This is a genomic window from Mucilaginibacter sp. CSA2-8R, assembly GCF_038806765.1.
Lineage (GTDB): Bacteria > Bacteroidota > Bacteroidia > Sphingobacteriales > Sphingobacteriaceae > Mucilaginibacter.
Map to the genome: position 1 here is coordinate 4,657,080 of NZ_CP152389.1, position 25,001 is coordinate 4,682,080.

Sequence of the window (25,001 nt, forward strand, 5' to 3'; positions counted from 1 at the left end):
AACACACCAACGCCAAAATGTTTGTCAGTTGTTTATCAGGATGAACAAGGCGCTTGTAAAAATTTAGGATACTTCGTATAAATTCCGGTTTTAAACACTAGTTACTCATTAACTTTTTTCGACATCCTGCCGCATAAGTGATAGTAAAATTTACTAATTTGCTTTTATACCTAATCACTTATGAAACGCCACGTGCTCAGCCTAACTTTTGCAGTACTAATACCGGCTGTATTGCTTTCGTTAACATTAAACGATGATGGCTTAAACAAACTCATCAGCAATATAGAGCATTACCAAGAAACGCATCCGCAAGAAAAAATCCATTTACAATTCGACAAGCCCCAGTATGCAGCGCATGACACCATGTGGTTTAAAGGCTATATTGTAAATGCCGAAGAAAATAAATTATCGGCTTTGAGCAAGGTGGTTTATGTAGAGGCTATCAACGAACAAGACTATGTATGTAAAAGGCTGATTTTACCTGTAACCAACGGTTTGTTTAGCGGAGATATTGACCTTGAGAGTACCGTATTTCTAACAGGTAATTACCGTTTAAGGGCTTATACAAAATGGATGCAAAACTTTCCGGCAGATTATTTTTTCGATAAGCTCATCAAGATAGAAAATGATGCAACCGGTAATGCTACCAATGCAAAAGCTATAGCTGAAGACAATAAACTCACTAACAGCAATTTGCCGAACAGAACACCAGGCGACCGAGTAAATGTGCAGAATGAGGATTTAGATGTGCAATTTTTTCCGGAAGGCGGCAATCTGATTAACGGATTACGCTCTCGCTTGGCATTTAAAATGACGGCAGCAAACGGTTTGGGATATAATACAGAAGGCTATATAGAAGATACTCAACATCACAAAATCACTGATATTAATGCCGAACACTTTGGTATGGGTATTTTTGTTTTGGTACCGCAAAATGGCATTACTTATCAAGCTGTCATCAAATTAAGTAACGGCACCAGCAAAGCATATCAACTCCCCGCCGCCCAGGCTCAGGGTTACACCTTATCGGTTAGTCATGTTAACCAGGGTACTCCCAACGCCGCTAATAATGCGTTATCTGTACGGGTACAGTCCAGCATCAAATCGGCGTCCGGGCAGCCGCTTACACTTTTGGCCCAGGCTAATGGTGTTGTAAAATTGGTGAGTAAAGTAAACTTAGACGGTAACGGCACTTATTCAACATTGGTACCCGAATTCAAATTGCCATTGGGCCTGGTGCAATTTACGCTATTTGATGCCGATTACGCACCTTTGGCACAACGTTTAATCTTTGTTAATAAAGATGGATTGCTCAATGCAAGCCTGGCAACCAACCAGCCGGTTTACGGTAAGCGTCAAAAAGTTGATTTACAACTAAAGGTTAACGACAACAATAACAGCCCCGTGGTAGGCGCATTTTCGGTTGCGGTAACTACGCAAAATAAGGAAACAACTATTAACGATGAGACCACTATTAAGAGCAACCTACTGTTAACATCTGATATTAAAGGTTTTGTAGAACAACCAAACTATTATTTCAACTACAAAAACGAAAGCGAAGCCTCGGCAAAAATGAAGCAGATGGATTTACTGATGCTGACGCAGGGCTGGACCCGTTTTGCTTGGAAAGATTTACAGCAGGATAATTATGCCGAATTAAAATATAAGCCTGAGCAAAGCCTTGTTTTAAAGGGCAGAGTAATGTCGTTAAAAAATGAGCCATATAGTGGAGTTGGTATTAACTTATTTGCCCCGTCGCAACTGATGCTTAGAGATACGGTAGCCGACAGCAAAGGATTTTTTGAGTTTAGTGACCTGGACATTGCCGATACCGTAAATTTTATTGTACGGACCAAAGCCCCTAAAGCGGGTAAAAATATTAAAATACTGATTGACGACGACGTACCTGCTGTTTCAAACATAAAGTTTCGTAAGGTGGCTCCATTTATGCTTACGGCTCCATTGACAAGTTTATCAAATGGTGGTAATGATCGGCCGAATCAAGCAGTGCAAGAGTCAACACTGAAAAAAGGAGTTTTACTCAAAGAGGTTCGGGTTAAGTTGCGCATGCCACCGGTTATACCTAACTCTATAGCAGACCCTCTAATTCGGCCCGATATTGTGCTGACCGAAGAACAGACCAAAGGTAAATCGGATGTGGCGCGGCTTTTATTTGGTAAGCATGGCGGCGTAAAAATTGCAAATAATTGGATTTTTGGTACAGCGCCGCCAAGAGGCAATAATCCGCCAGAAGGCAAGATGCTCGTATATTTAGATGGCCTGCTAACAGACAATCTTGACGCTGTAAGTGCAAACAACTTAGCAGGTATACAAGTTTACCGGCACGGACCTCAGGCTACCCAAATAACTCTACAACACGGCGTTGGCGGTGGCTTTTTACCTGATTTTACTCCTCTTGAAGAAGAAGGCTATTACGGCGTGGTCGTGTTAACTACTAACAGAAAATCAGGCAGAGACATAAAAGCTGCCCCGGGTCTTTTAAATGTTAAAGGACTTGGCTATGCCGTAATTAAGGATTTTTATTTACCAAAATACGACGCTCCAAATGTTGACCGCAAAGCAGACCATCGTTCTACGATATTTTGGAAACCTGATATTATTACCAATGACAAAGGTGAAGTAAACTTAAGTTTTTACACTGCCGACACGCTTGGAAAATATTTAGTCACCTTAGAAGGGCTTGACGTTAAAGGTAACCTGGTAAGAAATACCTACAGCTTTGAAGTGAAATAAAGCAATTTTAACTGTTCGTAATATGCAAAACAAGTAAGCCGCCCTTGTACAAAGGCGGCTTACTTGTCACTTATAAAGAAACTAGAACTTATTATACTTCTTCGGTCTGGCCTTCGCCTGATACCACTTCTTTGATCTTGTTTTCCAGTTCTTCGGCTAACTCCGGATTATCAATAATCAGCTGTTTTACGGCATCACGGCCCTGGCCTAAGCGGCTATCACCATAGCTAAACCACGAACCTGCTTTTTTAATAATGTTATGCTCAACACCTAAGTCAATAATCTCGCCGGCTTTAGATATACCTTCGCCAAACATAATATCAAACTCGGCTAAACGGAACGGCGGTGCTACTTTGTTTTTCACAATTTTCACCTTCACACGATTACCTGACACCTCGTCGCTATCTTTAATTTGCGATATACGGCGAACGTCTAAACGTACCGAAGCATAAAATTTAAGGGCGTTACCGCCGGTAGTAGTTTCGGGGTTACCGAACATCACACCGATTTTATCACGCAACTGGTTGATGAAGATACAGCAACATCCTGTTTTGCTGATGGTACCGGTAAGCTTACGCAATGCCTGAGACATTAAACGGGCATGTAAACCCATTTTAGAATCACCCATTTCGCCTTCAATCTCGCCTTTAGGTACTAAAGCCGCAACCGAGTCAATTACTAAAATGTCAATAGCTCCAGAGCGAATCAGGTTATCAGCAATCTCCAAGGCCTGCTCACCGTTATCCGGCTGAGAGATTAAAAGATTCTCTACGTCAACACCTAACTTTTGTGCATAAAAACGGTCAAAAGCGTGCTCGGCATCAATAAAGGCTGCAATGCCACCTTTTTTCTGCGCTTCGGCAATGGCGTGTATAGCCAATGTTGTTTTACCCGACGACTCCGGACCATAAATTTCGATAACACGGCCTTTAGGTAAACCACCTACACCTAAAGCTAAATCGAGGGTAAGCGAACCGGTCGGGATAACCTCGATAGGCTCGATTACAGAATCACCCAGTTTCATGATGGTTCCTTTACCGTATGATTTTTCCAGCTTATCTAATGTAAGCTGTAATGCTTTTAATTTATCTGCGCTTGCGTTACTCATCTTAATTATTTTCTATAACAAATATACCTATTTAAGTTAGATTACTAAAAAAATTAGTAATTTATTTTAAGTGCTGTAAATATAAAAAAGTAAAGCTTATACAAATATTTTCAGGTTTACAGACAGATATAACAAACCCTTGAGGCTTATTGTGTCGTATAAAAGTACAGCTTATATTTTATTTTATCTTCATCACTATGCCATTAAAAAAAGGCGAGTTCATCCCGGCTATTGTTAAACGCGTTGCACGCCATAGCTTTAAGTACGGCTGGCACGGTAACTATCCTACATGGGAAGCTGCCCAACAAAAAACCACCGGCTATGATGCCAACTCCGTTTTGCAGCGGGTAAGAGCAGGCGCTTTAAAAGTAAAAGAAGGCCAGTATGCTTATGAGCGCGATGGCATCAATTACCCGAATATAGAAGTGGCCTACCCTCTGTTGGCTGCTCTGTTATGGATTGCCTCTCAAAACAACAATCATTTAAGTTTAATAGACTATGGTGGTTCACTGGGTACGTCGTACCGGCAAAACTTTCCGTTTTTAAAGCATCTGCACAGCCTGCAATGGAATTTAATAGAGCAACCTATGTTTGTAGACGAAGGCCGAAAAAACTTTGAAGATGAGCATTTACGCTTTTATTACTCGCTCAACGAAGTGTTACCGCAGCACCAACCGCAGCTTTTGCTATTTTCGAGCTCGCTGCAATATATGCAGCAACCTTACGAGCTGCTTACCCAAGCCAAGCAATCAGGCATTCCATATTTAATGATTGATCGTACAGCATTTATTGACACGCCGGAAGACCGGCTTACCATACAAAAGGTGCCGCCTGCGTTTTATGATGCCTCTTACCCCTGCTGGTTTTTTAGTCAAAGCAAAATGAATAATTTTTTGCAGGATACTTACGAACCTGTTTTTGGCTTCACCTCGGGTCAGAAAGTTGTTTTAGGCCTCGAAGAACTGGACTATACCGGGCAATTATGGAAAAGAATATAGTTAATCAACGCTTTACTCTTACTCCCTTTTTAAACCGCTTATCGGATTAGTTAAAGCTGCTTTTACAGATTGTGCGCTGATGACTAACAACGCACTTACCAAAACCCCGCCTATACCCAGCATAAGCATATACCAAGGTACCATCTGCCTGTAAGCAAACCCATTAAGCCACTTTTGCATACATACCCAGGATATGGGCAGCGCAAAGAGTATGGCAATCAATATTAACCTCATAAAATCTTTAGATAATAAAACCACCACATTACTAACACTGGCCCCTAACACTTTCCGGATACCGATTTCTTTGGTGCGTTGCTCGGCCGCGTAAGCCGCTAACCCTAGCAGGCCCAGGCAAGCAATGATAATTGCTAAAGCTGCAAAACTCATGAATAATTTACCCAAGCGCTGCTCTGAACGATAAACGGTCTCAAAACTTTCGTTCATAAACGCATAATCAAGATGCTGGTTAGGCGCTAAGTCTTTCCATGCCTGTGTTATTTGCGTTAACAGTGTAGGTAAATTGCCTGAGTTGATACGTACGCTTATAGCACCTGTATCCTCCTGCAACATCATGATAACAGGCGTAATATTATCTCTTAAAGTATTAAAGTTAAAATCATTAACTACACCTAATACTTCATAAATTTTCACTCCTCCGGTTGATGGCCTGTACAACTTTTGCCGCATCGGGTTGATAGTTATACCAAGCATACGAGCCGCTGCCTGGTTGATAATAACACCCGATGAATCGGTTTGCATGTTGTTGGCAAAGTTACGCCCTGCGGTCAACGTCATCCCCATGGTGTTTAGGTAGTGCTCATCTACATACCATATCTCGGTGTACAGCGCACTTTTAGGATCAACTTTTGGGCTGCTAAAAACAGCATCCGGATTACGGTTACCGCCTACCGGCAAAAAGCTGCTCAGTGTGGCATCGGTTACTCCGGTTAATTGCTTTATACGTTGTTGTAAGAGCCGGGCCTTTGTGCCTAAAATATTGGTATGATTAATTACCAAAACCTGGTTACGGTTAAAACCCAGATTTTTATTTTGAATGTATTTAAGCTGATGATAAATAAAAAGTGTACTAACAATTAAAAATATGGACACGGCAAACTGGAATACGACTAAGCTGCTCCGCAAGTGATTTTTCTTAAAACTTGAATAAAGCGCTCCCTTTAACACTACTGCTGGTTTAAACGACGATAAGAAAAATGCAGGATAAGCACCTGCTAATACACTAACCAACAATATCATCACCGTAAATACGGGCAATACAGTTAACAAGCTATTTAAACCAACGGTAAACTGTTTACCCGATAATTGATTAAACCAAGGTAAAGCCATCCAAGCCAGCAACAGCGCTATGATTGATGCTATTGATGTTAAAATGAATGATTCGGATAAAAACTGGAAGATTAAATGCATTTTGGACGAACCCAAAACTTTTCTGACACCAACTTCGCGGGCACGTTTGGCCGAACGGGCGGTGGCCAAATTCATGAAATTGATGCACGCTACCAGCAAGATAAATACCGCAACTACAAGCAGTATGTAAACATAAGTAATACTACCATTGGCTGCCAGCTCGAACTGCCTGTTTGATTTTAAATGGATGTCTTTAAGCGCAATTAAATTATATCGAAAATAGTTACCCATTTTTTCGAAGCTATTCATATTCATTTGCGCCGACTGCGCCTCAGTTTCTCTACGTATTAATGCCGGGAATTTAGATTGCAAGGTTTGTGCATTGGCATTGGGTTTAAGCAATACATAGGTATTTACGTTATAACTAAACCAGTTGGTTATTTTGTATTCTGGCCGGGTAGCAAATGAGATAAAAAAGTCGTAGTTGAAATGCAATTGCGAAGGCAAATCGCTAATTACACCGGTAACTTTTAGGTTTAACTGGTCTTCTGCCAGCAGTGTTTGCCCTATTGCGGCTTGCACACTTTTAAAGTATCGTTTAGCGGTACTTTCGGTAATTACCACCGTATTGGGTTCTGTTAATGCACTTCTGGCGTTCCCGGCCAGCATGGGCAGATTAAAAAATTTAAAAATTCCTGGGTCTGCATATATAATTTTTTCTTCCTGTATGTTTTCGTCTCCTTTTTTTAATCTTAACCCAAAATCGTGGTACAGGCGTACTACTTGCTGCACTTCGGGATAGTTACCAAGCAAAGCTGCCGCCAGCGGTGGCGGTGTAATGGCATAGGATGAGGCATTGCCACCAAACTTAATATCGGCGTTTACCCGGTATATGCGGTTAGCATCAGGGCTTATACGGTCATAACTAAGCTCATCAATTACATACAACAGGATAGGCAAGCAAGTGGCCAGGCCCAGGGCTAAACCTAAAACGTTGATGATAGCAAACGCTTTATTCTTTTGTAAGCTGCGCCATGCCAGCCTGATGTACATTTTATTCATGACAAGTTATTAGGAAAGGTATTTTAATGATTCTTGAACGATACATCAAAACCATCGGTCATGAAAGTAGGCAAAACAGCACCAAATCGTCTGTTAAAATATGTTAATTAACTTATTATCAATGCCGCAAGCTATCATACCTTACTATTGCCGGCATATCAAACCCTTTCCTTATTGCTATATCATTTGCGACTGAAGTAGCCCCCTTTACAAAATCAGAGTGAACGCCAATTTTGATATAGTGCTGGATGTAAACTTTCGAATATCCTAATGATGTATATTCTGTCGTTCGCGATACCCCGGCAACAAGCTATGACTTTTACAGCATACCCATAACCTCATTACTCGGACGGCAGGTGTATCTGCCAAAAAACAAAGTCCCTGCACTCATCGCACAGGGACTTTGTTTTGTATTATAGAGCGAGATACTTAGATACCCAAATCTTTCATCAGCGCATCTACCTTAGCATCTAATTGCTTTTCGGTTTCTGCATAAGCATCTTTATTAGCCAATTTGGTATTTACGCTACAATAAAATTTAATTTTTGGCTCAGTACCAGATGGTCGTGCCGACACAATGCTGCCATCCTCGGTAATAAACTGTAAAACATCAGATTGAGGCAACTCGATGGGAGTTGTGGTATTATCGGTTAAATTAGTTTCTACACGTTTTTCGTAATCCTTCAGTGCAACCACTTTAGATCCGCCCAGTGTTGCCGGCGGGTTGTTGCGGTATTTATCCATCATGGCTACAATCTCTTCGGCACCGGTTTTACCTTTTTTGGTAATCGAGATCAGTTTTTCTTTATAAAAACCGTACTCCAGGTAAATATCAACTAACGCTTCGAATAAGCTGCTGCCATTATCTTTGTAAAATGCAGTCATTTCGGCAATAAAGGCACTCGATACTACAGCATCTTTATCACGTACAAATTCACCAATCAGGTAACCAAAGCTTTCTTCGCCACCGCCAATAAAGGTTTGATTACCTTCTAACTCGGTCATCACCTCGCCAATATATTTAAAGCCGGTAAGTGTGTTATAACATTTTACATCCTTGCTTTTTGCAATAGCATCAATCAGGTAAGTGGTAACAATAGTCTTTACAATATACTCATTGCCGGTAAGCTTACCTTTTTGCTGCCAGGCCGACAACAAGTAGCTGATCAGCAAACTGGCAATTTGGTTGCCATTTAGCAAAACAAACTCATTGTTATTGTTTTTAACGGCAATAGCCACGCGGTCGGCGTCAGGGTCGGTAGCCATTACTAAATCGGCATCGGTTTCCTGTGCTTTTTTAATGGCTAAAGTTAGCGCCTCGCGCTCTTCGGGGTTAGGATAAACTACTGTAGGGAAATTACCATCAGGTGTGCTTTGCTCTTCTACCAAAATCACGTTTTCGAAACCGAATTGTTTAAGGGCTTTAGGCACCATGGTAATACCGGTGCCATGCAGCGGCGAGTATACAATTTTAAGATTTTTTTGACGCTGTATGGCTTCCGGCGATACCGACAAAGTAGTAATTGCATCTAAATACAATTTGTCAATCTCCTCACCCATTAACTCCACGTTAGCATCTTTGCGGGTAAACTTCACCTCGTCAATACTGGCAATGGCCGCAACTTCTTTCATTACGGCTTCATCGTGCGGGGCAACAAACTGACCGCCATCGGCACCATAGGCTTTGTAGCCATTGTATTCTTTAGGATTGTGCGATGCTGTAAGCATTACGCCGCTTTTACAACCCAGATGCCTAACGGCAAATGATAACTCGGGCGTTGGTCTTAACTCTTTAAAGAAGTATACATGAATATCATTAGCCGAAAACACATCCGCAGTAATACCTGCTAATACGTCTGAATTATTACGGCTGTCGTGCGCAATAGCAACTTTAATAGTTTCGTTAGGGTAAGTTTTTTTAAGGTAGTTAGCCAAACCCTGAGTGGCTGCACCAATGGTGTATTTATTTATACGGTTTGAACCCGGCCCCATTAAGCCACGTAAGCCGCCCGTACCAAATTCAAGATTTTTGTAAAAAGAATCGGTTAGCTCGGTATAAGCTTTATCATCAATTAATTTCTGAACCGCCTGTTTAACATCGGCGTCGTAATTGCCCTCAAGCCATTGGTTGGCTTTCTGAAGAATGGTTGGGTCTAATTCCTGCATATGGATTAATAATTTTTCGAAATAAATGCTACCTCAAATATGATAAATAAAAGCGAGGGTAGTATTAAGAGATGTTTAAATAGTATGAAATGATAAAAAGAACAAATAAGCCGTAAAAGTTTGTGTTAAAATTCAAGTTTTACCCGTAGTACGCATAAATATAACTATCGTTGCTGTAAACGACTTATTCCAGGACTTTTATTTTTTTAAGCAATATCAAACTTAAATGAGTACCAGTTACTTCAACCTTACTTCACCACAACAGCATCTTATAGAACTTTTTATTATTAAAAATTGTTATCAGTCACCAATTGAGAATTCTATTTATGACTACCTGCTGGAATGTTAAAACAGGTTTAATTACAGCGACTTGCATACTCGCTTGTTCAAATTTATTTGCGCAAAAAGTGGCTAACTATGCTTTCGGTAAACTTGGAACCCAAGCCTACGAGCATTTTCCGTTTTGGACGGAGGACGGTAAGCGTACCCGGATTACATACACTTATGGGAAAGACAGCAAAGACTTAACTGCAACTTATGCCGGTAAGGGTAGTTACCAGGGCACCCCCTGCTTTAAGATTACCCTGCCCAACCAGCAAACTCTTTATGTAATACCATCAGCCTACAAACTACAGGTCAGAAACGCTGCTAAAACATGCAATAAAATATCTAATTGGGAATACGAAGGTCCGGTTAATGGCGTGGGTACATACTGCGAAGTATGTACTCAGGATGAAAAAGAGGCAATGTTGCTGCTCAGGAAATGCTACCTGAAATAATTAGTCTTTTTCGGTAACCGGTTTTAGATTTTCATCATCGTGCGATGAAGTCTTGATTGCAACTTTAGCTTTAGCAGTTTTAACTTTGGCTATCCTGGCAGTTTTACTAAAAACCAAAGCAGCTTTGCCGCTTTGATAGAATTTACAAAAATGGGTAATGGGGCAAATTTCGCATTTAGGCTTACGGGCTACACAAATATAGCGCCCATGCAATATTAACCAATGGTGGGCTACACCTAACGTTTGCTTAGGTAAGTACTCTACCAGTTGCTTTTCAACTGCCAATGGTGTTTTGGCATTATTGGTGAGCCCCAAACGGTTAGCCACCCTGAACACGTGCGTATCTACTGCTATAGCCGGAAGATCAAACACTACCGAGGCAATAACATTAGCCGTTTTACGACCTACTCCCGGTAGCTTTTGCAAATCATCTAAATCAGACGGAACCTCGCCATTAAATTGCTCCAGCAACATCTTAGCCATGCCGGCTAAGTGCTTAGCTTTATTATTAGGGTAACTTACACTGCGTATGTAAGTAAATATCTCCTCTGATGTTGAAGCTGCCAGGTCTTCAACCGTGGGAAAGCGTTCAAAAAGCTTAGGGGTAATCTGATTAATCCGCTTGTCGGTACATTGAGCCGATAATATTACGGCTACCAGTAACTGGTATGGATTAGCATAATGCAGTTCGGTTACCGGGTTGGGCTGGTGACTCGAAAAGTATTCAACAAATAACCGGTAGCGTTCTTTTTTTAGCATCAGGGCACAAATATAAAAAAAGCCCTGTTTTACAGGGCTCTCAGTAGTTTGTTAACGCAAGCTTCGCGAATAATTAAGAAGGTTTTCAATAGTTTCCTTTTTTGGCTTCACCTGCAACTGGTCCAGTTCGGTTCGGATAGCATGATGAAATAACAATTCATCGGCGTCCACATACTCGGTAACATCAATTCCCTCTACCATAGCTTTGTTACTAATTGCGTTTAAAAATTTTGTAGAAGTCTCGTCCATAAGCTTTGAGTGTTTATATTACACCATAACGCTTATATATTTAAAATTATTTTAAAAGACGATATAAATTTTTATTTATTTCTCGCAATCAGTTTTTCAAGCTCAGTTCTTTGGTCTGCATCATTTTACGCAGGTTGTTAAGTGCATAACGCATACGGCCCAGCGCTGTGTTAATGCTTACTTCGGTTACGTCTGCAATCTCTTTAAAACTCATATCGCCAAAATGACGCATAATTAATACTTCTTTCTGCTCGGCAGGCAACAAGTGTATTAAAGCTTTTAAATCTTTGTGGGTTTGCTCGCGCACCATACGGTCCTCAGTACTCTCGTCGTAATGGCCCAGTACTTCAAAAATATCAAAGTCATCACCACCATTTACCAAAGGTGTACGCTTTTCGCGGCGAAAATGGTCAATCACCAGGTTATGGGCAATACGGCTTACCCAAGGCAAAAATTTACCTTCTTCATTGTACTTACCTGCTTTTAAAGTATTGATTACTTTGATGAAAGTATCCTGAAAAATATCTTCGGCCAGATACTCATCTTTTACCAGTAAATAAATAGAGGTGTAAATTTTAGATTGATAGCGGCGGATCAGCTCAATGAGCCCTCCCTCATGGCCGGCTATGTATAGATGGATTAAATCCTGATCACTCTTCAAATGAAAATCCATAGAACTTCTACTTTAAAATCAATTAATTTAAATTAAACTACGTTTTAAGTAAAGTTCTATTCTATAGGGGTTCCTTTTAATTACTATATCAAATAAAGTAAATATTGTGTTAATATGCAAATAATTTTCGCTCTTATATGTTATAACACATTATAATGACAAACCCTTAACAGCCATAAAAACATCTACTTAAATAACAATTTTACCGGCAATATTTACTCCGATTATTGGTTTATATATACGTAATATACTGATTATGTGGATTGACTGGCAATTACATATTTAGATTGATTATCGTTTAATTGGTTTAATCATCATCTTAAAATAAAGCACAATATTGTACTAAACGCCATATTAAAAATTCATTAAAATTCTTTTACAAAAGGTTGAACAATACAGCATTTGCAAAATGCTAATTTATTTAGGATTTTTGTATTCAATAAATTAAAGATCGTGGTTCGTTAATTGCACGTTTATCTGTTAAATCCGTAATCATGAACTACAATAAAATATCATGAGTTTAGAAACTGAGAAAGATCCTCAAAAACATATTATCATCAAAGGTGCGCGAGTACACAATTTAAAAAACCTGGACATTGCCATACCTAAAAACCAATTAGTAGTTATTACGGGCATGTCGGGCTCAGGCAAATCGTCGCTTGCTTTTGATACGCTATATGCCGAAGGGCAGCGTCGCTATGTAGAGAGCTTATCCTCATATGCCCGCCAGTTTTTAGGCCGGATGAATAAGCCCGATGTAGATTATATTAAAGGCATTGCACCGGCCATAGCTATTGAGCAAAAAGTAATTACCAGCAACCCGCGCTCAACCGTGGGTACCAGCACCGAAATTTATGATTATTTAAAGCTGCTTTTTTCGCGGATAGGCAAAACCATATCGCCAACCTCGGGCAAACAGGTTAAAAAAGATACGGTGACGGATGTTGTAAATTTTGCTCAGGCTTTACCCGACCACAGTATGCTAACCATACTTTGCCCCCTGCACCCGCACAACAATCGCAGCCTGAAAGAAGAACTTGCTGTATTACTGCAAAAAGGCTTTGTACGGGTTGAGTACCAGGGCAAAGTATCGCGTATTGAAAGCTTACTGGAAGATGAGTCGATAGGTAACGAATCGCTGACTACGGACGACCAATTACGCATTGTGGTTGACCGCATTACCAAAAACAATGAGGATGAAACGCTGAGCCGGTTAGCCGACTCGGCACAGACCGCATTTTTTGAAGGCAAAGGCGATTGTTTTGTACGTTACCAAAAGCCGGAAGAAGAACAGGAAGGTGAAAGCTTTTTTTGCGACCGTTTTGAACTGGACGGTATCAAGTTTGAAGAGCCTACGCCTAACTTTTTCAGCTTCAATAACCCTTATGGTGCTTGCCGCCGCTGCGAAGGTTACGGTAAAATTATAGGCATTGATGAAGACCTGGTGATTCCGGACAAAAGCAAGTCTGTTTACGATAATGCGATTGCGCCGTGGCGCGGCGAAAAGATGGGCGAATGGAACCAAAACCTTATCCGCCAGGCCGATAAGTTTAAGTTTCCGATACATCGCCCTTACAGCCAGCTCAGCGATAAAGAAAAGAAACTGATTTGGACGGGCAACAAATACTTTAGAGGTTTGGATGCCTTTTTTAAGGAGGTTGAAGAGCAAACTTATAAAATACAGTACCGGGTAATTCTGTCGCGTTACCGGGGTAAAACCACTTGTCCTGAATGCCGCGGCAGCCGCTTGCGCCCTGATGCTACGTACGTAAAAATCAGTGACCATTCAATTACTGATATTGTATTGATGCCGTTAGACAGAGCACAGCAGTTTTTTGCTGAGCTGCAATTAGACGAGCATGATACTAAAATTGGCAAGCGCCTGTTAATGGAAATTACCAACCGCATTAGCTTTTTAAATGATGTGGGCTTAGGATACCTGACACTCAATCGCTTATCTAACACGCTGTCCGGGGGCGAATCGCAGCGCATTAATCTGGCTACCTCTTTAGGCAGCAGCCTGGTGGGTTCGGTTTATGTGCTGGACGAGCCGAGCATTGGCCTGCACCCGCGCGATACACAACGTTTAATCAGTGTATTAAAATCACTGCGTGATGTGGGCAATACGGTATTAGTGGTAGAACACGAAGAAGAAATTATGCAGGCAGCCGACCACCTGATTGATATTGGTCCGGAAGCTGGTACGCATGGCGGCCGTTTAATTTTTTCGGGCACTTACGATCAGATTTTGACGGATGATGACAGCCTGACTGGCAAGTACCTGAGCGGACGCGAAGAAATTGCGCTGCCCGACAATCGCCGAAAATGGAACGACTACATTTTAATTAAGGGTGCACGCGAGAATAACTTACAAAATATTGATGTAAAGTTCCCGTTAGGTGTGCTAACCGTGGTTACCGGTGTATCGGGCTCGGGTAAAACCAGTTTGGTTAAACGCATACTTTACCCGGCTTTGCAAAAAGTTTTAGGTAACTACTCGGGCGAGCAAACCGGCACCTACGATAACATTGAGGGCGATTATGCTAAAATAGAAGCTGTTGAACTGGTGGATCAGAACCCGATAGGCCGCTCATCGCGTTCTAACCCGGTTACTTATGTAAAAGCCTGGGACGAAATCAGGAACCTATATGCTACCCAACCAGCTGCCAAAGCTGCAGGTTTAAAACCATCAGCATTTTCGTTTAACGTTGAGGGGGGCCGTTGTGACGTATGCCAGGGTGAGGGTGAAGTTAAAATAGAAATGCAGTTTATGGCAGATATATTTTTACCCTGCGAAGCCTGCAACGGTAACCGTTTTAAACAACCGGTACTGGATGTAACCTACCAGGAAAAAAATGTATCCGAGGTATTACAAATGACTATTGATGAGGCCCTGGAGTTTTTTGTTAAAGAAACCAAGATCATCAACAAACTAAGGCCATTACAGGATGTTGGCCTAGGTTATGTACAATTAGGGCAATCGTCAAACACATTATCCGGTGGCGAGGCGCAACGTATTAAGTTAGCATCGTTTTTAATAAAAGGTAATAATGCCAGTAAAACGCTTTTCATTTTTGATGAGCCTACTACCGGTCTGCATTTTGCCGACATTAAAAAATTACTCAAATCGTTTAATGCGCTGCTTGAGCAAGGCAATACCATTATTGTGATTGAACATAATATGGATGTAATTAAATGTGCTGATTGGGTAGTTGACATTGGTCCCGGCGGCGGCAACCATGGCGGCAAGCTGGTTTTTGAAGGTACCCCCGAAGATTTGCTGAAAAAAACTGAAAGTTTTACCGGCCAGTTTTTAAAGGAACGGTTAGGTAAATAGCTGTTATATCACTATTCTAAGAATACATAATGATTATAATAACGATGGGCGTTCGTAATACCGACCGCCCATTGTTATTTAAAACTGATTTTCCATCTCGTCGGCGCTCGGCCCGTAACTGCCCGGTATCGGGATATCGAGCAACCGTAAATAAACACCCAATTGCCCACGGTGATGTACAATTTGCGAAAAACTCATACGGATAACTTCGTACTTAGTCCAGACACCCAAAATATGTTCGCCATTGCGAAGCGTCCATTGGGGCAGCAACTGGTCTTCAGTAACCCGCTCCAGTTGCGTACGGCCGTTAGTTAACGAACGCTCATTGTAGGCCAACAAAGCTTCAGTATTGTCAACCACTTCCTCTTTCCAATCGTTACCGGCAAAATCAAGTTCGCTGGTGTTAATGGCCATCGCTATCCAGTTGGGCAGGTCGGCTATGTGCGAGGCCAAGCGGCGGATGGTCATGCTTTTAGGGTGGGGCTGCCAGTCGAATTGGTCGTTTGGGATGCGCTCCAGCATTTTACGCGTAGTCTGGGCTTCATCATTCAGCTCTTTCAATAGCAGGGCAATAATGTTCATGGTTATGTGGTTTTGATTTATAATTCAAAGTAACCACACGGTAGTGACAACCCTATGTCAGCAGCGTTCTATAATTTTTCAAAAAATTTTTTGGCAATGCCTTTTACCTTTTCCACTAAACTCTCAGGCTCTGCAATGCTGGCGTAATCGCCAAACATCATATACCACCGGGCAAAACCTTCGAGCGAGCTGGTCAGGAAACTCATTTCCAGCTCATCCCCTATTGCGGTTTCGCCAATATAACCATGGTAATATTTTTGCTCGCCCAAGTGCAGCGCGGCCTCTTTGTGTACGCGCAGAACCACCCGGTGCAAGTTGCGCTCCTGGTAAACATTGGCTAAGTAATCTTTCAAAGAAGGATGATCTCTTAAGATGCTATCTTCTGCAAGTTGCACATCCAGCATACGGTCAAACCTAAAATCACGGTAATCTTTCTGCAGCCGGCACCAGCCAATTAAATGCCAGTAATTGTCTAAATAAAAAACACCAACAGGTTCAACGCATCGTTCAGTATGTGTTTGGCGGTAATAAGAAAAATAGTTAAGGCCAATTACCCGGCGGATAGCAATGGCTTTCAAAATAATCTGCATCGGGTTGATTTGCTCGGGCAGCTTTGGCAAAAATCTGGCTCTTAATACCTCTATATTTTCGTCAATACCGGTTAAGTAATCCTTATCAGTATTGCGCAACACTGCTCTAATCTTGTACATGGCCGATTTAAAGCTGCTGCTATTATCCTGGTCTGTTAATTTTTCTACCAGTTTTTCGGCTGTAATAAAAGCGGTAGCTTCATCAAGCGTAAACGAAATAGGCGGCAACCGGTAGCCATCGGCCAATGAGTAACCGGCGCCTGCTTCTCCTATAATGGGCACCCCGGCTTCTTCCAAAGTTCGTATATCACGATAAACCGTCCGCAAGCTGATACTAAACCGATCGGCAATGAGCTGCGCTTTAGTTATCCTGCGCGACTGCAACTGTATCAAAATAGCGGCTATACGGTCAATCCGGTTCATTGGTTAAAAGTAGCCAAAATCTATTTTCCGGGCATTACTGATGTACTGTTTGTAATAAAATCACCCTCAATGATGCTTATAGCGCAAAAGTTACAAACAATTAACCAATTTTAACATTTAGACGCTTTTTATACTAAGCTTTTAGTTATACCTTACAGCCTCAATCCTTATCATGAAATATATACTCACGGTTATCCTGTCCTGTTTTATTTGCGGCCTTGTTTCTGCGCAAACCAATTACCACATCAACGGTTCCGTAGCCGATACTATTTCGAATGTAAAGCTGCATAACACCAGCATTATGGTGCTTAACGCTAAAGACTCTACCTTGCGCAAATTTACCCGCGCTGCTGCCGATGGCACCTTCTCTATCAATAATTTGGGAAAAGGTAAATTTATACTGGTAGCCAGTTATCCAAAATATGCAGATTATGTTGAAAATTTTGCACTCGACTCTGTACACACGTCGTATAACTTCGGCCGGCTGAGCTTGATCTTAAAATCGAAGCTTTTAGAGGGGGTAATTGTAAAAGGCACCCGCGCTGCTATTAAACTTAAAGGTGATACCACCGAGTTTAACGCATCCAGCTTTACAGTACAGCCTAACGCCAAAGTAGAGGATTTATTAAAACAGCTACCCGGCATACAGGTAGATAAAGATGGAAAGATTACTGCACAGGGGCAAGCCGTACCTAAAGTATTGGTAGATGGCGAAGAATTTTTTGGCGACGACCCTACCCTGGTTACTAAAAACATACGCGCCGACATGGTTGATAAAGTGCAACTATACGATAAAGCCAGCGACCAAGCTGCATTTACCGGGGTTGATGATGGTAACAAAACCAAAACTATCAACATCAAACTTAAGGAAGATAAAAAGAACGGCTATTTTGGTAAGGTAGATGCAGGCATCGGCACCAAGAAATTTTACCAGGAACAGGTTGCGTTTAACAAGTTTATAGGTAAAAAGAAGTTTTCGGCCTATGGTACTTTAGCCAACACCGGCAAAACTGGCCTGGGATGGCAGGATGCCAATAAATTTGGCACCTCGGGCAATAACATTGAAGTTGTAGATGGCGGAATCAATATATCTGGAGGCAATGATGAATTAGAAGGCTGGAATGGCAGATTTGATGGGCAAGGTATACCAACAGCGCGTACTGGTGGTGTACATTATGACGATAAATGGAATGCTGATAAGCAGACCATCAACGCTAATTATAAAATAGGCTCATTGGGTGTTACCGGTAGCAGCAATCAACAATCACAGAACAGCTTGTCTACGGGGCTAATCCGGTCAAACACTAACCAAAATTTTAATAATTATATTTTCAGGCAAAAGGTAGATGGTACATTGGTAATTAAGCTTGACAGTACCTCTAACTTGAAAATATCAGCCGATGCTACGTTTAAACACAGCAACAGTCAAAGTGACAATGCTGCTTCAAGCGTGCGTGGCGACAGCTCCTTAATTAATACTAATAATCGCCGATTGGATAACAAAGGCGACGAGCAGACCTTTAACTTCTCGGCATTTTATAACAAAAAATTCAAAAAGGCAGGCCGCACAGTGTCTTTTTTGGTAACTCAATCGGTTGACGAAAATAAAAACAAAGGAAATTTATTATCCGAAATTAAATACTACAACGAAAAAAGCTCGCTTGATAGTGCGCGAGTGGTTGATCAGTTTAAAGACAATAACATTCAAACATCTATTTTTAATACCAACCTTACATACTCAGAGCCATTCTCTAAAACATTCTCGCTTATAGCTAATTACGGAGTTGGAATAAGTAACAGTACAGCTGACCGCAGATCGTACAACCAATCAACACCAGGTAACTATGATGTACTGGTGCCCAGTTTGAGTAATAACTATCGCCTCGACCAGTTTACTAACCAGGGTGGTGCCGTTTTTAACTACAAAAAAGACAAAACCACCTTTAACTTCGGTACTAAGGTAGCTCTGGTGAACTTTAAACAGCTCAATAAATTCACCGATAATGAATTTGACCGGAACTTTATCAACTGGAATCCACAGTTGCTTTATATGTATCGTTTTACACAGCAAAAATGGTTCAGGTTTAATTACAATGGCAGTACCCGTCAGCCAACAATAGACCAGATACAGCCCATCATTATCAATACCGATCCACTTAACGTCACCTTGGGTAATCCGGATTTAAAGCCGTCCTTTAACAATCGTTTTTCTTTTAGCTATAGCTCTTATAAAGTTTTAACCAATCGCTCAATATGGCTGAGCGCCAGTTATAATGTTACGTCTAATCCTATTGTAAGCAACGTTACTACCGATCCTAAAACGGGTTTTACTACTAACCGGTACGTAAACCTTCCGGGCCAAAGCACGTCCAGCTATTCGGCTTACGGCGATGTAGGCATGAAGCTCAAATTTTTATTCAACGTAGAGGGAGGGATAGGTTTAAATACCAATGGCAGCACCTACTTTAACATGGTAAATAACGCGTTGAACAGAACACGTTCAAATTCTTACGGCATCAATGCGACCCTCAGACGTTATATTGAAAAGAAACTTGATTTTTACGTAAGCGGCGGGCCTACTTATACCCTAGGCGAATCATCTTTGCAACCAGGAATTAACAATAACGGCTCGGGCTTTACCATTAACCATGATGTTAATGTGTACCTGCCCGGCAAACTGCAAATTGGTTTTGATGGCGGATACGAGTACCGTGCGCCTACCCAATCATTTAACCAAAGCTTTAGCCGTTACCTGCTAAATGGTTACATCAACAAATCGTTGGTTAAAGACGAAAGTTTGAAAATACGCCTTACGGTGAACGACCTCCTGAACCAAAACCGTGGTTTTGACCGCAGATCGTCAGGCAGCTTTCTTACACAAAACACTTATACCACCATCAGACGATATTTTATGTTCTCTATAGTTTATGACTTTAATAAAATGGGCGGTGCGCCGCCAAAAAAATAACATCATGAAAAGTAAACATATCTTTATTTTATGCTTAACCTTATTAGTGCGTAAGCTATCAATAGCACAAAATGCCCACTTTACCAACAGTGGCGTTATTGAGTATGAAAAAAGCGTAAATATGTACGCTATAATAAAAAAACGCATCACCAAAGAAAACGAAAGCTTTCTGCAACCGGCCTACGAGCAGTTCCGCAAATCGCAGCCGCAATTTAAAAAGCAAACCAGTACGCTCACGTTTACCGACAACCAAACTCTGTATGTGCCCAAACCAGACGAAGGAGCCAACAACTCTTTTTTTAATTCAGCCATTGTAGCGCAAAACAATACCATTGGTACCGATTTAAATAAACAGACCAGCAGTGTGCAAAAAAAGGTTTACGAAGAAACTTTTTTAGTGAAAGACAGCCTGCGTAAAATAAATTGGAAAATAACCGACGAAACCCGCGAAATAGCCGGCTTTAATTGCCGCCGGGCTAATGCATTAATTATGGACTCTGTTTATGTAGTGGCTTTCTACACCAATGAAATTGCCGTTTCGGGAGGCCCGGAATCGTTTACCGGGTTGCCAGGCATGATTTTGCAAGTGGCCCTACCTCACGAAAACATTATTTGGCTTGCCACCAAAGTAACCGATATGGCTATACCCATAAACAAGGTAGCACCGCCAACCAAAGGTAAACCGGTAGACAATAAGAAAATGCGCGCTACGCTCGAAGACGCTATGAAAGATTGGGGCACGTATGCACAGGACGAATACAAAGCCTATCAACTATAAAATAAACCAATGCCCGAAATGCTTTAAGACTTTTCGGGCATTTGTTTTATGCCTACTTTTTAAATAACCTATATATCCTGTCTCTAAACGTATGATGGAGAGGTTCAGAAAATATTTTTTGCTCCACCATTTTAATTTGTTCTTTAAGCTGCTTGCGGCCCCGAAGCTTTACTAATTGATGAACCTGCTGCTGCCTTATCACAGTGTCACTCAATTCCGGGCATAACAGTAAACGAACCTCAAAAACTAGTTGTTCGGCAGGTGGCAACTGTTTTTGAATATAATTGTCAATCAGGCGGGTTTCAGATGCAGAAGTCTTCATAAGTCAGTGATTTTTCTTTTACTTTTTCGCGTACTTTCTCGAGGCATTTATGTTTCTGTACGGTTGCCGATCGCTCGCCCGATAAGTTAAAACGCTCTGCAATTTCCCGCATGTTCAGTTTGTCGTAATAAAAAGCCTGCAGCATATCCATACATTTTTGCCCGGCGGTTTCTAAATAGCGCAGTAAACGATTAGCGGCAGGAACAACAACAACTTCTATAGCTAAATGATCATAATCTAAAACATCTTCGCTTACCGTACCTTTCTGTTTTTGCTGACGGTGATACCATAAATGTTTGGCAATACCCAACAGATAGGCTTTCTCGCTATGCTCAATTATCACCTTACTGGCAATTGCCTTTTCGTAGTAAATTACCAGTGCATCCTGAAAAACATCTTTAGCATCGTCAAGCGTTCCACCTTTCCCTTTTATATAAGCAGCCACCGCCGAAAAAACCGACAAGTATAAATGCGTTAACCATTGTTCATGATTGATGTTACCTTTCTCCATAACTCAACTGTTAGTATAACTCTATTTTCTTAGTAGTGTACGCCACTGTTCATAAATCACCAAAAATTCAAAAATTTCAGGTGATTTGTTGTAACAGTCAGGTCATTAAATTTTCATTAAGCTTATCATAGCAATAAAACTCTATCTTACCGGCTATGTTCAACTACCTATGAATGCAGAACAAACCCGCCTGCAACAACACTATGCCGGTGAAACTAATTGGTTAAAATGGGGGCCTTATTTGTCAGAAAGGCAGTGGGGTACCGTTCGGGAAGATTATAGTGCCGAAGGTAATTCGTGGGACGCCGTTACTCATGATATGGCCCGCAGCAAAGCCTATCGCTGGGGCGAAGAAGGCATTGCCGGCTTAAGCGATGACAAACAACTGCTTTGCTTAAGCATGGCGTTATGGAACGGGCAAGACCCCATTTTAAAAGAAAGGCTTTTTGGTTTAACCAACAATGAGGGCAACCACGGCGAGGACGTTAAAGAATTATATTATTACCTGGACAGTACGCCTACCCACAGCTATCTCAAAATGCTGTATAAATATCCGCAACAGGCTTACCCCTATCAATGGCTGATTGACGAAAACCGACGGCGCAGCAAGCTGGAGCCTGAGTTTGAATTAATTGATACCGGCATTTTTAATGAGGACAAATATTTTGATGTTTTTGCAGAGTACGCAAAGCACAAAGAGGAAGATATTTTAATAAAATATACTGTTTACAACCGTAGCAGTGCTGATGCACCTATACATTTGTTGCCGCAATTTTGGTATCGTAATTTTTGGCTTGAAGGCGAAAACAAGCCCAAGATGATTTATCAGGGTAATAATACCGTGCTGTTTCATGGCGGCGATTTGGGCGATTATTTTGTTTACGCCGACGGCACACCCGAGTTGTTATTTACAGAAAACGAAACTAATAATAAGCGCCTATATCAATCAGCCAATACAGCTACATATGTTAAGGATGGCATCAACAATCGCGTGGTCAATAACCAAAAAGACGCGGTTAACGCTAACCATGAAGGTACCAAAGCGGCTTTTTGGTATCAGCTCAATGTGCCGGCTAAAGGCAGCATTACTGTAAAGCTGAGATTAAGTAAAACTAAACAGATAAATGCATTTGGCAATTTTGATCAATTATTTAACATCAGGCAAGCCGAAGCTGATCAGTTTTACAGCGACGTTCAGTTTAATACAAATACCGATGACGAAAAGCTTGTACAGCGGCAGGCGTGGGCCGGTATGCTTTGGAATAAACAGTATTACAATTTTAATGTAAAACGCTGGCTGGACGGCGACCCGCAAGAACCAGCGCCGCCCGAAAGCCGTAAACATGGCCGTAACAACCACTGGAAGCACCTCGTAGCCGAAGATATTTTATCGATGCCCGACAAGTGGGAATATCCGTGGTTTGCAGCCTGGGATTTAGCTTTTCACTGTATCACGCTTGCACCGCTTGATCCTGGCTTTGCCAAAAAGCAACTGTTGCTATTGGTTAACTCCAACTACATACATCCCAACGGCCAATTACCAGCCTATGAGTGGGATTTTGGAGATGTAAACCCACCCGTGCATGCCCTGGCGGCCTGGCAGGTTTACCAAACCGACCGCCAAATAAATTTTAAAAACGACTTTACTTTTTTAGAAGAGATTTTTCAGAAACTGTTACTCAATTTTACCTGGTGGGTAAACCGTAAAGACAGCGAAGGTAATAACATTTTTGAAGGCGGCTTTTTAGGGCTGGATAACATAGGGGTATTTAATCGTAGTGCTCCGGTGCCCGGCGGCGGCTTTTTAGAGCAGGCCGATGGCACCAGCTGGATGGCTATGTACTCGCTTAACATGATGCGTATTGCCATGGAGCTGACTGCCTATAGCCCTACTTACGAAACCATGGCCATTAAATTTGCCGAGCACTTTTTGTTTATAGCAGGCTCGCTCACTAACATTGGCGAAGATGCCCTGGGCCTTTGGGATGAGCAGGACGGCTTTTTTTACGATGTACTGCGTAAACCGGATGGCGGGTATGACCGCTTACGGCTGCGCACCCTGGTAGGCTTAATCCCTATGTTTGCAGTAATTGTGTTTGATGAGGCCCGATGGCGAAACCTGCCTAGATTAACCGAGCGACTGGACTGGTTTATGCAACAACGGCCCGACCTGGTAAATCTGGTAAGCCGCTGGAAAGATACCAAGGGCAACCAGAAACACCTTTTTTCGTTATTACGTGGCCACCGCATGAAACTGCTGTTGAAACGCATGCTGGATACCAATGAGTTTTTATCGCCTTATGGTATACGTTCTATCTCCAAAGTTTACGAGCAACAGCCCTTTAAGTATATGCTCAACAACGCCGATTATTCGGTAAAATACTTGCCGGCCGAAAGTGACAGCAGCATGTTTGGCGGTAACAGTAACTGGCGCGGGCCTATCTGGATGCCTATTAATTATTTATTGATTAGCGCATTGTATCGTTTTCACGAATATTACAGCGATGATTTTAAAGTGGAGTACCCAACACACTCGGGTAAGTATTTCACCCTGGTCGAAATTGGTGATGCCTTGGGCGAAAGACTAAAATCTATTTTCCTGAAAAATGAGCATGGCGAGCGGCCCGTTTTTGGCGGTCATCCTAAACTAAACCATGATCCGCATTTTAAGGATTACATCCTGTTTCACGAATATTTTCATGGCGATAATGGTAAGGGATTGGGCGCAAGTCATCAAACCGGCTGGACGGGACTAGCAGCCTTGTTAAGATAAAAACATAGCCGTAATAATGAAGCAAACACCGTTTAAACTGTATGTGTCTGAGTTTATTGGTACTGCCTTATTACTTGCCGCTGGTTTAAGTGTAGTCATATTTAACTGGGGCAAAGGCTCAGTAATGAATTATTACATCCCCCAACCAGGCCTGCGCCGCTTGTTTACCGGATTTTTGTTTGGCACCACCGGCTGTTTAATAACCTTATCGCCGGTTGGCAAAATAAGTGGTGCCCATATTAACCCTGCGGTAAGCATCGCCTTTTGGATGTGCGGCAAGATGCAAAAACACGCGGTATTAGGTTACGTCATCAGCCAGATGCTGGGCGCCGCTGCAGGCTGTTCATTATTGCTGCTTTGGGGCAGACAGGGTGCCAGCATAGATTATGGTAATACTGTGCCCGGCAATGCCGGCCTTGCCCCGGCGTTTGCCGGCGAAGTACTTACTACGTCAGCACTAATAACTTTACTGTACGTATTTGTGAGCAGCAAAAAGCTGAGAAATTATACACCTTTCACTATTCCGTTTTTGTACAGTTTTATGGTTTGGGCCGAGTCGCCACTGTCTGGATGCAGTACTAACCCTGCTCGCAGTTTTGGTCCGGCGGTTGTTAGTGGTGTATATACCGGTTACTGGTTGTACTGGCTGGCTCCGGTAACCGGCGTATTATTAGTAATGGGCTTTGTAAAGGCGGCTAACATACACCGGCATCATTTGATAGAAGCAGCAAGGGTAAGCTATCATCAAGAACTGTCACCGGCCGGAATAAAAACTTCGTCATAAAACAAACCAGTTGAGCA

The 25,001-nt window shown here is 41.8% G+C and carries 18 protein-coding genes; 8 read left to right on the forward strand and 10 right to left on the reverse strand.

Annotated features, from left to right (window positions below; translation table 11 throughout):
* The first annotated feature begins 180 nt into the window (after positions 1-180).
* Complete coding sequence (locus tag AAGR14_RS19830) at positions 181-2,754, forward strand: hypothetical protein (protein ID WP_342645980.1); 2,574 nt, start codon at positions 181-183, stop codon at positions 2,752-2,754.
* A gap of 91 nt (positions 2,755-2,845) precedes the next feature.
* Here AAGR14_RS19830 and recA read toward each other — a convergent pair whose 3' ends face one another.
* Complete coding sequence (gene recA / locus AAGR14_RS19835) at positions 2,846-3,862, reverse strand: recombinase RecA (protein ID WP_342645981.1); 1,017 nt, start codon at positions 3,860-3,862, stop codon at positions 2,846-2,848.
* Positions 3,863-4,059: 197 nt separating this feature from the next.
* Here recA and AAGR14_RS19840 point away from each other — a divergent pair, with 197 nt between their 5' ends.
* Positions 4,060-4,860 (forward strand): methyltransferase, TIGR04325 family, encoded by an 801-nt coding sequence (locus AAGR14_RS19840; RefSeq protein ID WP_342645982.1) that lies wholly within the window; start codon positions 4,060-4,062, stop codon positions 4,858-4,860.
* Positions 4,861-4,878: 18 nt separating this feature from the next.
* Here the strand turns inward: AAGR14_RS19840 and AAGR14_RS19845 are convergent, their stop codons facing one another.
* Positions 4,879-7,290, reverse strand: coding sequence for an ABC transporter permease (locus AAGR14_RS19845; RefSeq protein ID WP_342645983.1), 2,412 nt, complete (start codon positions 7,288-7,290; stop codon positions 4,879-4,881).
* A 429-nt stretch (positions 7,291-7,719) separates the two neighbouring features.
* A complete protein-coding gene (locus AAGR14_RS19850; RefSeq protein WP_342645984.1) occupies positions 7,720-9,456 on the reverse strand; it encodes a phospho-sugar mutase in 1,737 nt (578 codons plus the stop codon).
* Between the two features lie 326 nt (positions 9,457-9,782).
* On the opposite strand from AAGR14_RS19850, the gene AAGR14_RS19855 reads away from it, so the two are divergent.
* The gene (locus tag AAGR14_RS19855; RefSeq protein ID WP_342645985.1) at positions 9,783-10,235 is read left to right on the forward strand and encodes a hypothetical protein; all 453 of its coding nucleotides are present in this window, start codon (positions 9,783-9,785) and stop codon (positions 10,233-10,235) included.
* Here AAGR14_RS19855 and nth read toward each other — a convergent pair whose 3' ends face one another.
* The 3 genes from nth to AAGR14_RS19870 form a co-directional block, all read right to left on the reverse strand.
* Positions 10,236-10,994 carry an endonuclease III gene (gene nth, locus AAGR14_RS19860; RefSeq protein WP_342645986.1) on the reverse strand — a complete coding sequence of 253 codons (759 nt, stop codon included), beginning with the start codon at positions 10,992-10,994 and terminating at the stop codon, positions 10,236-10,238.
* Between the two features lie 51 nt (positions 10,995-11,045).
* The gene (locus AAGR14_RS19865; protein WP_342645987.1) at positions 11,046-11,243 is read right to left on the reverse strand and encodes a hypothetical protein; all 198 of its coding nucleotides are present in this window, start codon (positions 11,241-11,243) and stop codon (positions 11,046-11,048) included.
* A gap of 88 nt (positions 11,244-11,331) precedes the next feature.
* The gene (locus AAGR14_RS19870) at positions 11,332-11,916 is read right to left on the reverse strand and encodes a sigma-70 family RNA polymerase sigma factor (protein WP_342645988.1); all 585 of its coding nucleotides are present in this window, start codon (positions 11,914-11,916) and stop codon (positions 11,332-11,334) included.
* Between the two features lie 514 nt (positions 11,917-12,430).
* Between AAGR14_RS19870 and uvrA the strand changes: the two genes are divergently transcribed.
* Entirely contained in the window at positions 12,431-15,253 is a 2,823-nt protein-coding gene (gene uvrA, locus AAGR14_RS19875; RefSeq protein ID WP_342645989.1) for an excinuclease ABC subunit UvrA, read from the forward strand.
* 78 nt (positions 15,254-15,331) lie between these two features.
* Here the strand turns inward: uvrA and AAGR14_RS19880 are convergent, their stop codons facing one another.
* Positions 15,332-15,835 (reverse strand): DinB family protein, encoded by a 504-nt coding sequence (locus tag AAGR14_RS19880; RefSeq protein ID WP_342645990.1) that lies wholly within the window; start codon positions 15,833-15,835, stop codon positions 15,332-15,334.
* Positions 15,836-15,903: 68 nt separating this feature from the next.
* Entirely contained in the window at positions 15,904-16,848 is a 945-nt protein-coding gene (locus AAGR14_RS19885; protein WP_342645991.1) for a YafY family protein, read from the reverse strand.
* A 172-nt stretch (positions 16,849-17,020) separates the two neighbouring features.
* Here AAGR14_RS19885 and AAGR14_RS19890 point away from each other — a divergent pair, with 172 nt between their 5' ends.
* Positions 17,021-19,816, forward strand: a complete 2,796-nt coding sequence (locus AAGR14_RS19890) for an outer membrane beta-barrel protein (protein ID WP_342645992.1) — start codon at positions 17,021-17,023, stop codon at positions 19,814-19,816.
* Positions 19,817-19,820: 4 nt separating this feature from the next.
* On the forward strand, positions 19,821-20,594 hold the full coding sequence (locus tag AAGR14_RS19895) for a GLPGLI family protein (RefSeq protein WP_342645993.1): 774 nt from the start codon (positions 19,821-19,823) through the stop codon (positions 20,592-20,594).
* Positions 20,595-20,646: 52 nt separating this feature from the next.
* Here the strand turns inward: AAGR14_RS19895 and AAGR14_RS19900 are convergent, their stop codons facing one another.
* Both AAGR14_RS19900 and AAGR14_RS19905 read right to left on the reverse strand, forming a co-directional pair.
* The gene (locus AAGR14_RS19900) at positions 20,647-20,916 is read right to left on the reverse strand and encodes a hypothetical protein (RefSeq protein ID WP_342645994.1); all 270 of its coding nucleotides are present in this window, start codon (positions 20,914-20,916) and stop codon (positions 20,647-20,649) included.
* The gene (locus AAGR14_RS19905) at positions 20,897-21,427 is read right to left on the reverse strand and encodes a sigma-70 family RNA polymerase sigma factor (RefSeq protein WP_342645995.1); all 531 of its coding nucleotides are present in this window, start codon (positions 21,425-21,427) and stop codon (positions 20,897-20,899) included. The genes AAGR14_RS19900 and AAGR14_RS19905 overlap by 20 nt, the downstream gene beginning before the upstream one ends.
* A gap of 169 nt (positions 21,428-21,596) precedes the next feature.
* Between AAGR14_RS19905 and AAGR14_RS19910 the strand changes: the two genes are divergently transcribed.
* On the forward strand, positions 21,597-24,200 hold the full coding sequence (locus AAGR14_RS19910; protein ID WP_342645996.1) for a glucosidase: 2,604 nt from the start codon (positions 21,597-21,599) through the stop codon (positions 24,198-24,200).
* Positions 24,201-24,216: 16 nt separating this feature from the next.
* Positions 24,217-24,984 carry an aquaporin gene (locus tag AAGR14_RS19915; protein WP_342645997.1) on the forward strand — a complete coding sequence of 256 codons (768 nt, stop codon included), beginning with the start codon at positions 24,217-24,219 and terminating at the stop codon, positions 24,982-24,984.
* Positions 24,985-25,001: the final 17 nt, after the last annotated feature.

Bases quoted from the DNA above. Each gene is read 5' to 3' on its own strand.
- AAGR14_RS19830 (WP_342645980.1), top strand. From the start codon at position 181: ATGAAACGCCACGTGCTCAGCCTAACTTTTGCAGTACTAATACCGGCT.
- recA (WP_342645981.1), bottom strand. From the start codon at position 3,862: ATGAGTAACGCAAGCGCAGATAAATTAAAAGCATTACAGCTTACATTA.
- AAGR14_RS19840 (WP_342645982.1), top strand. From the start codon at position 4,060: ATGCCATTAAAAAAAGGCGAGTTCATCCCGGCTATTGTTAAACGCGTT.
- AAGR14_RS19845 (WP_342645983.1), bottom strand. From the start codon at position 7,290: ATGAATAAAATGTACATCAGGCTGGCATGGCGCAGCTTACAAAAGAAT.
- AAGR14_RS19850 (WP_342645984.1), bottom strand. From the start codon at position 9,456: ATGCAGGAATTAGACCCAACCATTCTTCAGAAAGCCAACCAATGGCTT.
- AAGR14_RS19855 (WP_342645985.1), top strand. From the start codon at position 9,783: ATGACTACCTGCTGGAATGTTAAAACAGGTTTAATTACAGCGACTTGC.
- nth (WP_342645986.1), bottom strand. From the start codon at position 10,994: ATGCTAAAAAAAGAACGCTACCGGTTATTTGTTGAATACTTTTCGAGT.
- AAGR14_RS19865 (WP_342645987.1), bottom strand. From the start codon at position 11,243: ATGGACGAGACTTCTACAAAATTTTTAAACGCAATTAGTAACAAAGCT.
- AAGR14_RS19870 (WP_342645988.1), bottom strand. From the start codon at position 11,916: ATGGATTTTCATTTGAAGAGTGATCAGGATTTAATCCATCTATACATA.
- uvrA (WP_342645989.1), top strand. From the start codon at position 12,431: ATGAGTTTAGAAACTGAGAAAGATCCTCAAAAACATATTATCATCAAA.
- AAGR14_RS19880 (WP_342645990.1), bottom strand. From the start codon at position 15,835: ATGAACATTATTGCCCTGCTATTGAAAGAGCTGAATGATGAAGCCCAG.
- AAGR14_RS19885 (WP_342645991.1), bottom strand. From the start codon at position 16,848: ATGAACCGGATTGACCGTATAGCCGCTATTTTGATACAGTTGCAGTCG.
- AAGR14_RS19890 (WP_342645992.1), top strand. From the start codon at position 17,021: ATGAAATATATACTCACGGTTATCCTGTCCTGTTTTATTTGCGGCCTT.
- AAGR14_RS19895 (WP_342645993.1), top strand. From the start codon at position 19,821: ATGAAAAGTAAACATATCTTTATTTTATGCTTAACCTTATTAGTGCGT.
- AAGR14_RS19900 (WP_342645994.1), bottom strand. From the start codon at position 20,916: ATGAAGACTTCTGCATCTGAAACCCGCCTGATTGACAATTATATTCAA.
- AAGR14_RS19905 (WP_342645995.1), bottom strand. From the start codon at position 21,427: ATGGAGAAAGGTAACATCAATCATGAACAATGGTTAACGCATTTATAC.
- AAGR14_RS19910 (WP_342645996.1), top strand. From the start codon at position 21,597: ATGAATGCAGAACAAACCCGCCTGCAACAACACTATGCCGGTGAAACT.
- AAGR14_RS19915 (WP_342645997.1), top strand. From the start codon at position 24,217: ATGAAGCAAACACCGTTTAAACTGTATGTGTCTGAGTTTATTGGTACT.